This window comes from Pseudomonas coronafaciens pv. oryzae str. 1_6 (assembly GCF_000156995.2).
Classification (GTDB): domain Bacteria; phylum Pseudomonadota; class Gammaproteobacteria; order Pseudomonadales; family Pseudomonadaceae; genus Aquipseudomonas; species Aquipseudomonas tremae.
Window position 1 is genome coordinate 422,953 of the sequence record NZ_CP046035.1, and the last position, 13,558, is coordinate 436,510.

Here is a 13,558-nt window from a genome sequence, read left to right on the forward strand (position 1 = left end):
CGTTATTGTTCTGATCTGTGAATCAGATAGTGAATCAATGAGTAAATAATGTGAAGTATTTTTATTTCTAACAAAATTTAACATTCTCGGAGTTTTCCAATCGCCCACAAAAAAGCCCCTGACCGGGGCTTGATTGAAATCGCTGCATTGCTGACGCCTTGCGTCATCCACGAAGGCTCAGAATTTCGGCACTGGCGCGCTGGTGGCGTTCTTCAGTGAGCCGCTTTCCTGACGCACGACCTCTTTGGGCTTGTAGGCGCAATAGCCGGGGCGCGGGCCGATCTTCGGATGGTTGCGGCAGGTGTCCGGGCGCTTTTCGTAGATGGTACACAGGCGGCTTTTGCGGTCCAGGTACAGGCAGTCGTTGTTGCTCATGCGCTGCAACGTGAAGATTTCCGACTTCTGGTTGTAACGCTCGACGATGCCTTCTTTCTGCAGGCGCTTGGCGATGTTCTTGGCCGGGTCGCCGCGCTCGAACTCATCGACGATGCCGATGCGGATCAGGTCCTTGATCTTCACTTCTACCGGCAGCGTGCAGCAGCTGGAGATGCAGCCTCCGCACATGTGGCTGGAGTACTTGGCCCAAGTGTCGATGCGATCGAGTTCTGCGGCGGCGATCAAGGTGGGTTTCATTTTATTTCAGAATTCCGGGTGTATCAGGGCGCGCGATCATACCGGTCCGCGGCCATTTGCAGTAAGTAAAAATTGTCGAAGCGACTGTCGGTCAGGCTGAGGAGCGTAATTGACGATGAGGTTGCTGCCTGCCGACCGCAGTCGGTCAGCAGGCAGGGTGCGCAGGGAAAACTCAGGACCTGAGCTTGTCGTCGGCCTGAACATGCTGCGGATCCCGCGCACAGCCTGACGGATTCGGTCCTGATTCTCGATCAGCGCAAAACGCACGTGATCGTCGCCGTACTCACCAAAACCGATGCCCGGCGAGACGCAGACTTTAGCTTCTGCCAGCAGTTTCTTGGCGAACTCCAGCGAGCCCAGATGCGCGTAAACCTCCGGGATCTTGGCCCAGACGTACATGGAGGCTTTGGGGTTCTCGACCATCCAGCCCATTTCATGCAAGCCTTTGACCAGCACGTTGCGGCGCTGGCGATACTGTTCGGCTATGTCGAGAACGCACTGTTGATCGCCTTCCAGCGCCGCAATGGCCGCGACCTGCAATGGCGTGAAGGTGCCGTAGTCGTGGTAGCTCTTGATGCGCCCCAATGCGTTGACCAGCTCCGGGTTGCCGACCATGAAACCGATTCGCCAGCCTGCCATGTTGTAGCTCTTGGACAAGGTGAAGAACTCGACGGCGATGTCCTTGGCTCCAGGCACCTGCATGATCGACGGTGCTTTCCAGCCGTCATAGACGATGTCGGCATACGCCAGGTCATGCACCACCAGTACGTCGTACTGCTTGGCCAGCGCCACCACGCGCTCGAAGAAATCCAGCTCCACGCATTGCGCGGTCGGGTTCGACGGGAAGCCCAGAATCATCATCTTCGGCTTGGGAATCGAGCCGCGAATGGCCTTTTCCAGCTCGGCGAAGAAATCCACGCCCGGTACCAGCGGCACCGACCGCACCTGGGCGCCGGCAATCACGGCACCATAGATGTGGATAGGATAGCTCGGGTTGGGCACCAGCACCGTGTCGCCCTGATCCAGCGTGGCGAGCATCAGGTGCGCCAGGCCTTCCTTGGAACCAATGGTGACGATGGCTTCGCTTTCAGGGTCGATATCGACCTCGTAACGCTTCTTGTACCAGTTGGAAATGGCGCGACGCAGGCGGGGGATACCGCGTGATGTGGAGTAGCCGTGGGTGTCTTCGCGCTGGGCGACGGTAACCAGTTTTTCGACAATATGTGGCGGCGTGGCCCCGTCGGGGTTGCCCATGCTCAAGTCGATAATATCCTCACCGCGACGACGGGCAGCCATTTTCAGCTCGGCGGTGATATTGAACACGTAAGGGGGGAGTCGATCTATGCGCGCAAAGCGGCGCGGCGAACCTTGTTCGGCCATGAGTATCTCGCAAACGTAAGCGCCCGGAACCGTCCGAGCGACGCGGCCGCATGAGGCGGCCTGCCGACCAAGATAGATGGGCTGATAGCGTTTTGTCCACAGAGATTACAGCGCGAGCTGTACAAACATTGTTCACCCACCAAACGGAGTCGGCGGTGTAGAATCGCGCTATTCATCGCCATTCATCCCCGGCGGGTTTATGAGCTCAGGCCGAGTACACGGTGATCCCGTGGTGTTCGGTTTCTTCGCTGCCTGTGGTCACTGCCGCACGCCCGCGACGTCAATAGAAGCTCACTCCCTTCCTGATCAGCCTTATTTTTGCCGGAGTGCTCCAATGCCTGATTACCGCTCGAAAACGTCCACCCACGGCCGCAACATGGCCGGCGCCCGTGCCCTTTGGCGCGCTACGGGCATGAAAGACGAAGATTTCAAGAAACCGATCATCGCCATCGCCAACTCCTTCACCCAGTTCGTGCCGGGCCACGTCCACCTCAAGGACATGGGCCAACTGGTCGCGCGGGAAGTCGAACGCGCCGGTGGCGTAGCCAAGGAATTCAACACCATTGCGGTCGATGACGGTATTGCGATGGGCCATGACGGCATGCTGTATTCGCTGCCAAGCCGCGAGATCATTGCCGACTCGGTCGAGTACATGGTCAACGCGCACTGCGCCGACGCCATCGTGTGTATTTCCAACTGCGACAAGATCACCCCCGGCATGCTGATGGCGGCGTTGCGCCTCAACATCCCGGTGGTCTTCGTTTCCGGCGGGCCGATGGAAGCGGGCAAGACCAAACTGGCCAGCCACGGTCTGGACCTTGTCGATGCAATGGTCATCGCTGCCGACTCGACTGCCAGCGACGAGAAAGTCGCCGAATACGAGCGCAGCGCCTGTCCGACATGCGGCTCCTGCTCGGGTATGTTCACCGCTAACTCGATGAACTGCCTGACCGAAGCGCTGGGTCTGGCCCTGCCGGGCAACGGCTCTGCACTGGCTACCCACAGCGACCGCGAGCAGTTGTTCCTGCAGGCTGGCCGGACCATCGTTGACCTGTGCCGCCAGTACTACAAGGAAAACGACGATTCGGTGTTGCCGCGCAACATCGCCAACTTCAAGGCGTTCGAAAACGCTATGACGCTGGACATCGCCATGGGCGGTTCGACCAATACCATCCTGCACTTGCTGGCAGCCGCTCAGGAAGCCGAGATCGACTTCGACCTGCGTCACATCGATCGTCTGTCGCGCAAGGTGCCGCAGCTGTGCAAGGTGGCACCGAACATCCAGAAGTACCACATGGAAGACGTGCACCGCGCCGGCGGGATCTTCAGCATCCTCGGTGAGCTGGCCCGTGGCGGCCTGCTGCACACCGACCTGCCCACCGTACACAGCAAAACCCTGGCCGAAGGCATCGCCAAATGGGATATCACCCAGACTGACGACGAAGCCGTGCATACCTTCTTCAAGGCCGGCCCGGCAGGCATCCCGACCCAGACCGCGTTCAGCCAGTCGACCCGTTGGGAAAGCCTGGATGACGACCGTAAAAACGGCTGCATCCGCAGCGTCGAGCACGCCTACTCGCAAGAGGGCGGCCTGGCCGTGCTGTACGGCAACATCGCGCTGGATGGCTGCGTGGTTAAAACCGCCGGTGTCGACGAGTCGATCCACGTCTTTAAAGGCAACGCGAAGATCTTCGAAAGCCAGGACAGCGCTGTACGCGGGATTCTGGCTGACGAAGTGAAGGCTGGCGACATCGTCATCATTCGTTACGAAGGCCCGAAAGGCGGTCCGGGCATGCAGGAAATGCTCTATCCGACCTCGTACCTGAAGTCCAAAGGCCTGGGCAAGGATTGTGCGCTTCTCACCGACGGCCGCTTCTCGGGCGGTACGTCCGGTCTGTCCATCGGTCACGCCTCGCCGGAAGCCGCAGCGGGCGGGGCAATCGGTCTGGTGCGCGATGGCGACAAAGTGCTGATCGACATCCCGAATCGCTCGATCAACCTGATGATCGATGACACCGAGATGGCTGATCGTCGCGCCGAACAGGACAAGAAAGGCTGGAAACCTGTCGAGTCGCGTCCACGCAAGGTGACCACTGCACTCAAGGCCTACGCCTTGCTGGCAACCAGCGCCGACAAGGGCGCCGTGCGTGACAAGGCGTTGCTAGACAAGCTGGTGCCATAGCGCGAACGTTTGAGTTGGTATGAAAACGCCCCGCCAGTCGGGGTGTTTTTTTGTCCAAAGATTGTGCGCAGCACTTTAGACACAGTGGTATTTCTGACAGGTGTCGAGAGCGTTTCAGCACTATACAGTGGCCCAACAGCCGCGAAATCCTCTGCGGCGAACCGCTATCAAATGTTATGGAGAACGTGATGAGAGCATGGTTCCTGGCACCGACATTGTTCATGAGCGTTTGCCTTGGTGCATACGCAGTTGACTCAACAGACGCCACCCAAAATGAAATAGCTCCGCCCACTGATATCGCTCAGGAAGTGGAGACAGCGGTACAGGTCCGCAATAACAGTACGTTCGCGATTTATGTCATACAGAAGGGCGTGAAGCAGGAGGTGGCGAGCAAGGGCACCTACGTCATTAGTCGCGTCGCCACTTACCCGCTGAGTATCACCCCTGTCAGTGGCACGCCGAGCATAAAGTTTGTGACACTCACCGGGAAAACAGGCGCATGCACGTTTGCCAGTTGCCTCATCGTTCAATAACGCGACGTGGGGCTCCAGTTGAAAGGCTCACTTGCGGTCCGCAATCACCCCGATCAACACCAGCACCACCAACAGCACCGGCGCCAGGCTGTAGTTGTTGAATTGACTGAGGCCGCGCACCACCCAAGGAGTGGCGTAGATCAGCGCCGCACCGCTGCCGACTGCGCAGAGCAGGGCAATGAGCGGAATGCGCAGGGCGCCGGTCATGCTGCTGATGCGTTGTTCTATCCAGCCTTTGATGTCTGCGCCAAACAGCACCAGCAGGCAGCCCACCAATGCCAGCGCGATTTCTGAAAGATTGCTGCGACTCCAGCGCGAAACGGTGGCGAGCAAGTCGAGTACGAAATCCATGCAGGGTCCTTAGATCAGAAAGTATTGCAGCAAGTCATTGAGGAACAGCTGGCCTTGAGGCGTGGCGATCAGGCGTGACGGATCTTCATGCAGCAGACCCTTTTGTTCGGCCTGCCTGCGTGCCTCGGCAAGCGAATCGAGGCTTAGACCCGTTCTTTCGCGAAATAACGCAGCGTCTACACCATTTGTCAGTCGCAGTGCATTCATCAGGAATTCAAACGGTAATTCGTCCAGCGGCAAAAGCTTCGAGCCTGCCTGAAACGGCTTGTCCGGGTTCAGGTAATCCTTGGGCAGCCGGGTCTTCCATGTGCGGATAATGCGCCCGTCCGGATGGCTCAGCTTGCCGTGCGCGCCTGCGCCGATACCGATGAAATCACCGAACGCCCAGTAGTTGAGGTTATGCCGCGCCGGTTTTCCGGGTTGCGCATAGGCCGACACTTCGTACTGCGCGTACCCATGAGTGGCCAGTAACTGCTGTCCGGTTTCCTGAATATCCCAAAGAATGTCGTCTTCCGGCAAAACCGGTGGCTGATTCCAGAACACCGTGTTGGGTTCCAGGGTCAGCTGATACCAGGACAGGTGAGTCGGTGCCAGCGCAATAGCCTGGCGCAGATCGGCCAGCGCTTCATCCTGGGACTGGTCCGGCAGGCCGTGCATCAGGTCCAGGTTGAAGTTGTCGAAACCGGCCTGACGCGCCATGTCAGCGGCACGAATCGCTTCGTCGCCATTGTGTATGCGGCCCAGCGCCTTGAGTTTGGATTCCTGAAAGCTCTGGATGCCGATCGACAGCCGATTGATCCCCAGGCCGCGATAGGCGCTGAACTTGGCCTGTTCGAAGGTGCCGGGATTGGCTTCCAGGGTGATCTCGATGTCGCTGGCAAAGCGGATGCGTTGCTCGACGCCCTTCAGCAAGCGGCCCAAAGCGTCGGCGCTGAACAGGCTCGGCGTACCGCCACCGAAGAAGATCGATTGCAGCTCGCGGTCGTAGACGTGCGGCAGGTCCAGGTCCAGATCGGCCAGCAAGGCGTCGACGTACTCCTGTTCCGGCAGCACCGGGCTGGCGGTGTGCGAGTTGAAGTCGCAGTACGGACATTTGCGCACGCACCACGGGATATGGATGTACAGCGACAGCGGTGGCAGGTGCTGCAGTGCAGGGCGTGGGCTCTCTGATGAGAAACCGCTCTCGCCGAGAAACAGCGGCTGTGCAGGCGAATCGTGGGTCATTGCAAACCCAGGCGTTGGCGTAACAGGACCATCGCGCGAGCGCGATGGCTGAGCTGGTTTTTCTCGCTGGGGCCGAGTTCGGCACTTGAGCAATTGCGCTCCGGCACCCAGAACAGCGGGTCGTAGCCAAAGCCGTGCTCACCGCTGGCGGCGGGCAGAATGCGCCCGTGCCACAAGCCTTCACAGAGAATCGGCAGCGGATCGTCGGCATGCCGCACCAGCGCCAGTACACAGACGAATTGCGCGCCACGCTGCTCGTCCGGCACGTCTTTCAGCGCCTCCAGCAGCTTGGCATTGTTGGCCGCGTCGCCCTGACCATCGGCATAGCGCGCGGAATAGATGCCTGGCGCACCGCCGAGAAAATCTACTGCCAGCCCCGAGTCATCGGCCAGCGCAGGCAGCCCGGACAGCCGCGATGCGTTGCGTGCCTTGAGGATCGCGTTTTCGACGAACGACAGCCCGGTCTCCTCCGGTTCCACGAGGCTGAACTCGCTCACCGAACGTAGCGTCACGCTGCCGCCGAGCATGGCCTGGAGTTCCTTGAGTTTGCCGCCGTTGTGGCTGGCCAGTACGAGTTGTGTGAGGTTCATGGTCGGCCTGTGGTGGTGCTTGAAAACGATCGTTTAAACGGCAATCTTGTGCTCCGCCAGCCCTGGGCTGGTAACCCGGTAGATGCCGATCTCGCCCAGCAGGTTAGGCCAGAGTTTGCTGGCCCAGCCATGACGGTGCTGCTGATCGACCGCCAGCCTGTCGAGCACCTGTGCATCGCGTTCGCGGCACAGTTCTTCGAAGTCGCCGAAGGTGCAGAAGTGGATGTTCGGCGTGTTGTACCAGGTGTACGGCAGAAATTCTGACACCGGCATGCGCCCCTTGCTGGCCAGATACCAGCGGCAGCGCCAATGACCGAAGTTCGGGAATGTGATGATGCACTGCCGACCGACGCGGAGCATTTCGTCGAGGATTCGGTCCGGGTAATGCACGGCCTGCAGGGCCTGGGTCATGACCACCACGTCGAAGCTGTTGCTGGCAAAGTTGCCCAGGCCCTTGTCGAGGTCCTGCTCGATGACGTTGATGCCTTTGGCTACGCATTCGGCAATGTTCTCGGCGTCGTTTTCCAGCCCGTACCCTGTCACTTGTTTGTGATCACGCAGCCAGGTCAGCAATTCGCCATTGCCACAACCGAGGTCGAGCACGCGGCTGCCTGCGGGGATCCATTCCTGGATGATTTCCAGATCGGCTCTCATGACGTCCTCACAACGAAATTCGGTTCATGTAATTACCGAAAGCCTGCAGGTAGCGCGGAATCGGGATCAGGAAAGCGTCATGCCCTTGAGGCGCGTCGATTTCCAGGTAGCAGACGTCCTTGCGGGCAGCCATCAACGCATCCACCAGCTCCCGCGAGCGGGCTGGCGAGAAGCGCCAGTCGGTGGTGAACGACATCACGCAGAACTTCGCGGTGGCGTTGGCGAAAGTCTTTGCGAGGTCGTCGTCGAAGCTGGCTGCAGGGTCGAAGTAATCCAGCGCTTTGGTCATCAACAGGTAGGTATTGGCGTCGAAACGCCCGGAAAACTCTTCACCTTGATAGCGCAGGTAGCTTTCGACCTGAAACTCTACGCTGTGGAAATCGTAGTTGAGCTTCTCGCTTTTGAGGCCGCGACCGAATTTCTCGCCCATCGAGTCGTCGGACAGGTAAGTGATATGCCCGACCATCCGCGCCAGCATTAGCCCGCGTTTGGGTATGACGCCCTGCTCCTGGAACGAGCCGCCGTGAAATTCCGGGTCGGTGAGAATCGCCTGGCGCGCCACTTCGTTGAAGGCGATGTTCTGCGCTGACAACTTGGGGGCCGAGGCGATTGCCAGGCAATGGCGCACGCGATCCGGGTAGCTGATGGTCCATTGCAGCGCCTGCATGCCGCCCAGGCTGCCGCCAATCACCGCAGCCCATGTGTCGATACCCAGCAGATCGGCCAGCCGGGCCTGGCTGTTGACCCAGTCTTCCACGGTCAGTACCGGGAAATTGGCACCGAATGGTTTGCCGGTGTCTGGATCGATGCTGCTTGGGCCGGTCGAGCCATTGCAACCGCCAAGGTTGTTGAGGCTGACGACGAAGAACCGGTCGGTGTCGATTGGCTTGCCAGGGCCGATGCAACTGTCCCACCAACCGGGCTTGCGGTCGTCGGCGCTGTGAAAGCCTGCGGCATGATGATGCCCTGACAGCGCGTGGCAGATCAGCACGGCGTTGCTGCGAGCAGCGTTGAGCTGACCGTAGGTTTCGTAAATCAGGTCATAGGCTGGCAACGAACGGCCACAGGCCAGCGGCAAAGGCTCGCTGAAATGCGCCATTTGCGGTGTGACCAGTCCGACAGAATCGTGAGGGAAAACCGTGGGCATCGACCCTGCTCTCGCGTGAATGAGGCGTAAGTCTAAAGACCGCGGGGTGCAGCGGCAATAAGGGATGTTGTGAGGCGTAAATCAGTTGCGCTATCTGACCAGGACGCAGAGCGTCGCACCATAGTTGAGGCAGGGCTGTTGTGGGAGCGTCGCCCGGTCCGCTCCCACAAAACCTCTATATATCCGGACGATTCGGAACTTCGCTTACATCAACAACCGCAGTACATCGGGCATGTTGCTCATGGCGGCGAGGTTGTTGATGACCAGCATGTCGAGCAGCTTGAGGACCAGAAACGCCAGGATCGGCGAGATGTCCAGACCGCCCAGGTTCGGGACAATCTTGCGGAACGGTGCCAGGGCTGGCTCACAGATCTGGTTGACCAACTCTGCGCCAGGGTTGTTGCTCCCCGGTGCCACCCACGACAGGATCACGCTGATGATCAGGGCGAAGAAGAATATCTTCAGGAACAGCGCCGTCACGCCAATGATCGACCAAAGCAGCAGGTGCAGCGGATCGCCGGTGGTGCCAAACATTAGCAGAAGGGTCAGCGCCATCAGGATCATCTGCACGATGATTGCCAGCACCAGCGACGACATGTCCAGGCCGAACAGGCTCGGAATGATGCGTCGCAGTGGCTTGAGCAGCGGCTGAGTGGCGCGCACGATGAACTGGCACAGCGGGTTATAGAAGTTGGCCCGCACCAATTGCAGCACAAAGCGCAGCAGTACGATCAGCAGGTACAGACTGCCGAGCGTCTGCAGGACGTAAATTGCAGCGGTGTTCAATCCGATCATCGATCTGCTCCAGAAAACCCGAAAATTATTTGCCCAGTTGTTCAGCCAGCTCGGCTGCACGATGATCTGCGGCGGTCAGCGCCGTTTCCACCAGCGCTTCGAAGCCGCCCGCCTGAAATGCCTTGATTGCTGCTTCGGTGGTCCCGCCCGGTGAGGCGACACGACGGCGCAATTCGCCCGCATCCACATCGCTGCCAGTCGCGATCAGGGCCGAGCCCAGCGCCGTCTGCAGCGTGAGCTTTTCAGCGATATCCTTCGGCAGGCCCAGTTTCACGCCTGCCGCGGTCATCGCTTCCATCATCAGGAAGAAGTACGCAGGGCCGCTGCCGGACACCGCCGTCACCGCGTTCATGTGTTTTTCCTGTTCGACCCAGACCGCCAGCCCGACGGCTGACAACAGTTGCTCGGCCTGATCGCGTTGCTCGGCAGTGACCTTGTCGGTCGCATATAGCCCGCTGGCACCCTGACGCAGCAGCGACGGGGTGTTGGGCATGCAACGCACAACCGGTTGTTCGCCCAGCCACTGAGTCAGGCTGGCGCAGGTAATACCGGCAGCCACCGAAACAATCAACTGGTGAGGTTCGAGGTTGGACTTCAAGGCCTGGCAGACGCTTTTCATCATCTGTGGCTTGACTGCCAGCACCACGACATCCGCGCCGTTGATCGCGTCTGCATTGTCTGCGAATACCTTGATGCCGTGATCTTTTGCGATTCGCTCGCGGGTTTCGGCGCCCGGCGCACTGGCGCAGATCAGCGCCGCGTCCACACCTTGCGCGCGCAGGCCGCCGATCAGGCTGGCGGCCATGTTTCCGGCGCCGATAAAGGCAATACGGATCTTGCTCATGAAAGGGTCCTTGTGTGCAAAGTTATGGCTGCCCATAGTCGCGAGCGCCAAAAAGGGCAGTGCCGATCCGTACCCAGGTGGCGCCTTGTGCAATGGCGGCCTCCAGGTCGTTGCTCATGCCCATGGAAAGTGTGTCGAGAGGCAGGCCCAGTTGCTCCTGCAAGGTGCGCACGGCGGCAAACGCCGCTGCCTGCTCATGAGGGTCATCCGTTGGCTCGGGAATCGCCATCAGGCCGCGCAGCTTCAGCCGCGGCAGCACGTTGATGGCGGCTGCCAGCTCCGGCAGGTCCTGAGGCGCGCAACCCGATTTGCTGGCTTCGCCACTGACGTTCACCTGAATGCAGATGTTCAGCGGCTCCAACGCGTCGGGGCGCTGCTCGGACAGGCGTTGAGCGATTTTCAGGCGATCCACGGAATGTACCCAGGCGAAGTTCTCGGCAATAGCACGCGTCTTGTTCGATTGAATGGGGCCGATGAAGTGCCAGCACAAGGGCAGGTCGGTCAATTCGAGCTGTTTGCCCAGTGCTTCCTGTAAATAATTTTCGCCAAAATGAAGCAGGCCCTCCGTGTAAGCTTCTCGCAGGTCGCTCGCCGGCTTGGTTTTACTGACCGCCAGCAGGCCAACGGAGGCCGGATCGCGGTTGGCAGCGTGGGCTGCGTCGCGAATTCGCTGTTCAAGCGTTGAAATGTTCGCTGCTATCGTGGACATTGATTTGCGCCAGTCAGGCTAAGGTCTGCGGCATTCTATGTGATTGAGGAGCTGTATGGATATTACCGAGCTGCTGGCCTTCAGTGCCAAACAGGGCGCGTCGGACTTGCACCTCTCTGCAGGTCTGCCACCGATGATTCGTGTCGATGGTGATGTGCGCCGCATCAACCTGCCGCCGCTGGACGCGAAGGAGGTCAAGGCGCTGATCTACGACATCATGAACGACAAGCAGCGTCAGGATTTCGAAGAGCGTCTAGAGACTGACTTTTCCTTCGAAGTGCCGGGTGTCGCGCGGTTTCGGGTCAACGCATTCAACCAGAATCGTGGCGCAGGCGCCGTTTTTCGGACCATTCCTTCAAAAATTCTGAGTATGGAAGACTTGGGGATGGGCAATGTGTTTCGGAAGATTACCGATGTGGCGCGAGGCCTGATTCTGGTCACCGGGCCGACCGGTTCAGGCAAGTCGACCACTCTGGCGGCGATGATCGACTACCTCAATTGCAACAAGCATCACCATATCCTGACAATTGAAGACCCGATCGAATTCGTCCACGAGTCCAAGAAGTGCCTGGTCAACCAGCGTGAGGTTCATCGTGACACCCTGGGTTTCTCGGAAGCGCTGCGCTCGGCCCTGCGTGAGGACCCGGATGTGATTCTGGTCGGCGAGATGCGTGACCTCGAGACCATTCGCCTGGCGCTGACCGCTGCGGAGACTGGTCACCTGGTATTCGGCACCCTGCACACCACGTCGGCGGCAAAGACCATTGACCGGATCGTCGATGTGTTTCCGGCGCAGGAAAAGTCGATGATCCGTTCGATGCTGTCCGAATCGCTGCACGCCGTGGTATCGCAGGCGTTGCTCAAGAAGGTTGGCGGCGGACGCGTGGCGGCGCACGAAATCATGATGGGCACCCCGGCGATTCGTAACCTGATTCGTGAGGACAAGGTGGCGCAGATGTATTCCTCGATCCAGACCGGCGGGTCGGTCGGTATGCAGACGCTGGACATGTGTCTGGCCGACTTGGTCAAGAAGGGCCTGATCACCCGCGAGAGCGCACGCGAGCGGGCCAAGGTGCCTGACAATTTCTGACCTGTTCCGCAAGCCTTCGGATGTTATGAGAGCGGAACGAAAAGGGGGTCTTGAATGAATTCAAGGCCCCCTTTGTCGCGCTGCGATCAGGTCAGCGCTGGACGACGCGCATCTGCACCGGCTGCTTGGGCAGCACACGCTTGGCGACCTTGTAGTGACTGTTCCAATACGGTTTGTTCAGCGTATCGACAGTAACGGCCTTGCCACGGCGCGGCGCATGAACGAACTTGTTGTCGCCGAGGTAGATGGCGACGTGGTTGATGTTGCTGCTCTTGATGTTGAAGAACAGCAGGTCGCCGGGTTTCAGGTCCTTGCGATCCACCGTCTGACCATGACCCTGGGCCATGGCATTGGAGGTGCGTGGCAAATTGACTTCACGGACATCCGTGTAGGCATATTTGACCAGACCGCTGCAGTCGAGGCCTTTGCCGGGCGTGTTGCCGCCCCAGCGATAAGGCGTCCCGACAGCCTGCAAGGCCCGTTTTACAACGGCATTGCCCTGTTTGGCAGGCACCGATGCCTGCAGGGCTGCCTTTTGGGCATTCTTGCGCGACAGCGGCTTGCTAGCGCGAGAGTTTTTGGGTTGAACGGATACTGGTGTGGCTTCCTTGGGTGCAGTGCGAGTCGCGAGTGCCGGTGAAGAGTGACTTTTGGCGGTATGGCCCGTGAAGCTCGCAGGAAGTTGTTGCTCACGATTGGTGGCGTGGGCGGCCAGTGGCATAAATAGGCAAATGGTTAGCCATGTCTTGAAAAAAGGACGCATTCGGCAGGGCTCGTAGTGGTCAGCGCGCAACTTTATAACAGCTTTTTCGAAAAATCTGACCCCATTTGTCGAGTGCATCACACTGGTATCGTTGCGTTTTCTGCGACAGACTCTTTCTTTTTTATCGCTAATCCCTTTAGTGACAAGGGCTTGGCGGCATTAAACCGGCTCATGTGCCATACGTCGGATGAGCGAAACCAAGTCACAAAAATGTTATGTATTTTTTTCTATCAGCGCAAAGAGGTTAAAAATGAACGGCTATCGTTCTGATACGCACAGCAAGGTCATGGGTTACCTGATGTGGATTTTCGGGTTCCTGGGAGCGCATCGTTTCTACTACGGCAAGCCGGTGACCGGGACCATCTGGTTCTTCACGTTCGGCCTGTTCGGCATTGGCTGGCTGATCGACCTGTTCCTGATCCCGTCCATGGACCGCGAGGCCGACCTGCGCTTTACGCCCGGTTCGGCCGATTACAGCGTGGCATGGGTGCTGTTGACCTTCTTCGGCCTGTTCGGCCTGCACCGCATGTATCAGGGCAAGTGGATAACGGGCGTCATCTACCTGTTGACCGGTGGGTTGTTCCTGGTGGGCATCCTGTATGACTTCTGGACGTTGAATGACCAGATCTCGATGAAGAACGCCCGACGCGGTTGAATGCTTGG

Annotated in this window: 15 protein-coding genes; 4 read left to right on the plus strand and 11 right to left on the minus strand. The window is 59.0% G+C overall.

All coding sequences use genetic code 11. The features are described 5' to 3' along the window. Positions 1–177: 177 nt before the first annotated feature. Together POR16_RS02020 and alaC are read right to left on the minus strand one after the other, a co-directional pair. On the minus strand, positions 178–633 hold the full coding sequence (locus POR16_RS02020; RefSeq protein ID WP_005888313.1) for a YkgJ family cysteine cluster protein: 456 nt from the start codon (positions 631–633) through the stop codon (positions 178–180). Positions 634–669: 36 nt separating this feature from the next. After that, a complete protein-coding gene (gene alaC, locus POR16_RS02025) occupies positions 670–2,013 on the minus strand; it encodes an alanine transaminase (RefSeq protein ID WP_005888315.1) in 1,344 nt (447 codons plus the stop codon). A 334-nt stretch (positions 2,014–2,347) separates the two neighbouring features. Here alaC and ilvD point away from each other — a divergent pair, with 334 nt between their 5' ends. Together ilvD and POR16_RS02035 are read left to right on the plus strand one after the other, a co-directional pair. After that, positions 2,348–4,195 carry a dihydroxy-acid dehydratase gene (gene ilvD / locus POR16_RS02030; protein ID WP_005888316.1) on the plus strand — a complete coding sequence of 616 codons (1,848 nt, stop codon included), beginning with the start codon at positions 2,348–2,350 and terminating at the stop codon, positions 4,193–4,195. A 188-nt stretch (positions 4,196–4,383) separates the two neighbouring features. Further along, the gene (locus POR16_RS02035; RefSeq protein ID WP_005888318.1) at positions 4,384–4,728 is read left to right on the plus strand and encodes a hypothetical protein; all 345 of its coding nucleotides are present in this window, start codon (positions 4,384–4,386) and stop codon (positions 4,726–4,728) included. A 27-nt stretch (positions 4,729–4,755) separates the two neighbouring features. On the opposite strand, the gene POR16_RS02040 is transcribed toward POR16_RS02035, so the two are convergent. From POR16_RS02040 to POR16_RS02075, 8 genes are all read right to left on the minus strand, one after another. After that, positions 4,756–5,079: a DUF3392 domain-containing protein gene (locus POR16_RS02040; RefSeq protein WP_005888321.1), complete on the minus strand. Its 324-nt coding sequence runs from the start codon at positions 5,077–5,079 to the stop codon at positions 4,756–4,758. Positions 5,080–5,088: 9 nt separating this feature from the next. Continuing rightward, entirely contained in the window at positions 5,089–6,303 is a 1,215-nt protein-coding gene (gene hemW, locus POR16_RS02045; RefSeq protein ID WP_005888323.1) for a radical SAM family heme chaperone HemW, read from the minus strand. Beyond that, positions 6,300–6,893 (minus strand): RdgB/HAM1 family non-canonical purine NTP pyrophosphatase, encoded by a 594-nt coding sequence (rdgB, locus tag POR16_RS02050; protein ID WP_005888324.1) that lies wholly within the window; start codon positions 6,891–6,893, stop codon positions 6,300–6,302. Before rdgB ends, hemW begins: the two co-directional genes overlap by 4 nt. A gap of 33 nt (positions 6,894–6,926) precedes the next feature. Then, positions 6,927–7,547, minus strand: a complete 621-nt coding sequence (gene metW, locus POR16_RS02055; RefSeq protein ID WP_005888325.1) for a methionine biosynthesis protein MetW — start codon at positions 7,545–7,547, stop codon at positions 6,927–6,929. Positions 7,548–7,554: 7 nt separating this feature from the next. Next, entirely contained in the window at positions 7,555–8,694 is a 1,140-nt protein-coding gene (metX, locus tag POR16_RS02060; protein ID WP_005888326.1) for a homoserine O-succinyltransferase MetX, read from the minus strand. 204 nt (positions 8,695–8,898) lie between these two features. Continuing rightward, on the minus strand, positions 8,899–9,489 hold the full coding sequence (locus tag POR16_RS02065; protein ID WP_005888327.1) for a YggT family protein: 591 nt from the start codon (positions 9,487–9,489) through the stop codon (positions 8,899–8,901). A gap of 25 nt (positions 9,490–9,514) precedes the next feature. Then, positions 9,515–10,333, minus strand: coding sequence for a pyrroline-5-carboxylate reductase (proC, locus tag POR16_RS02070; protein ID WP_005888328.1), 819 nt, complete (start codon positions 10,331–10,333; stop codon positions 9,515–9,517). A gap of 22 nt (positions 10,334–10,355) precedes the next feature. After that, positions 10,356–11,042, minus strand: a complete 687-nt coding sequence (locus tag POR16_RS02075; RefSeq protein WP_005888329.1) for a YggS family pyridoxal phosphate-dependent enzyme — start codon at positions 11,040–11,042, stop codon at positions 10,356–10,358. A gap of 55 nt (positions 11,043–11,097) precedes the next feature. Here POR16_RS02075 and POR16_RS02080 point away from each other — a divergent pair, with 55 nt between their 5' ends. Then, a complete protein-coding gene (locus POR16_RS02080) occupies positions 11,098–12,132 on the plus strand; it encodes a type IV pilus twitching motility protein PilT (protein ID WP_024668616.1) in 1,035 nt (344 codons plus the stop codon). A 91-nt stretch (positions 12,133–12,223) separates the two neighbouring features. On the opposite strand, the gene POR16_RS02085 is transcribed toward POR16_RS02080, so the two are convergent. Continuing rightward, positions 12,224–12,895, minus strand: coding sequence for a C40 family peptidase (locus POR16_RS02085; protein ID WP_050586564.1), 672 nt, complete (start codon positions 12,893–12,895; stop codon positions 12,224–12,226). 250 nt (positions 12,896–13,145) lie between these two features. Between POR16_RS02085 and POR16_RS02090 the strand changes: the two genes are divergently transcribed. Further along, the gene (locus POR16_RS02090) at positions 13,146–13,550 is read left to right on the plus strand and encodes an NINE protein (protein ID WP_005888333.1); all 405 of its coding nucleotides are present in this window, start codon (positions 13,146–13,148) and stop codon (positions 13,548–13,550) included. Positions 13,551–13,558 lie beyond the last annotated feature (8 nt).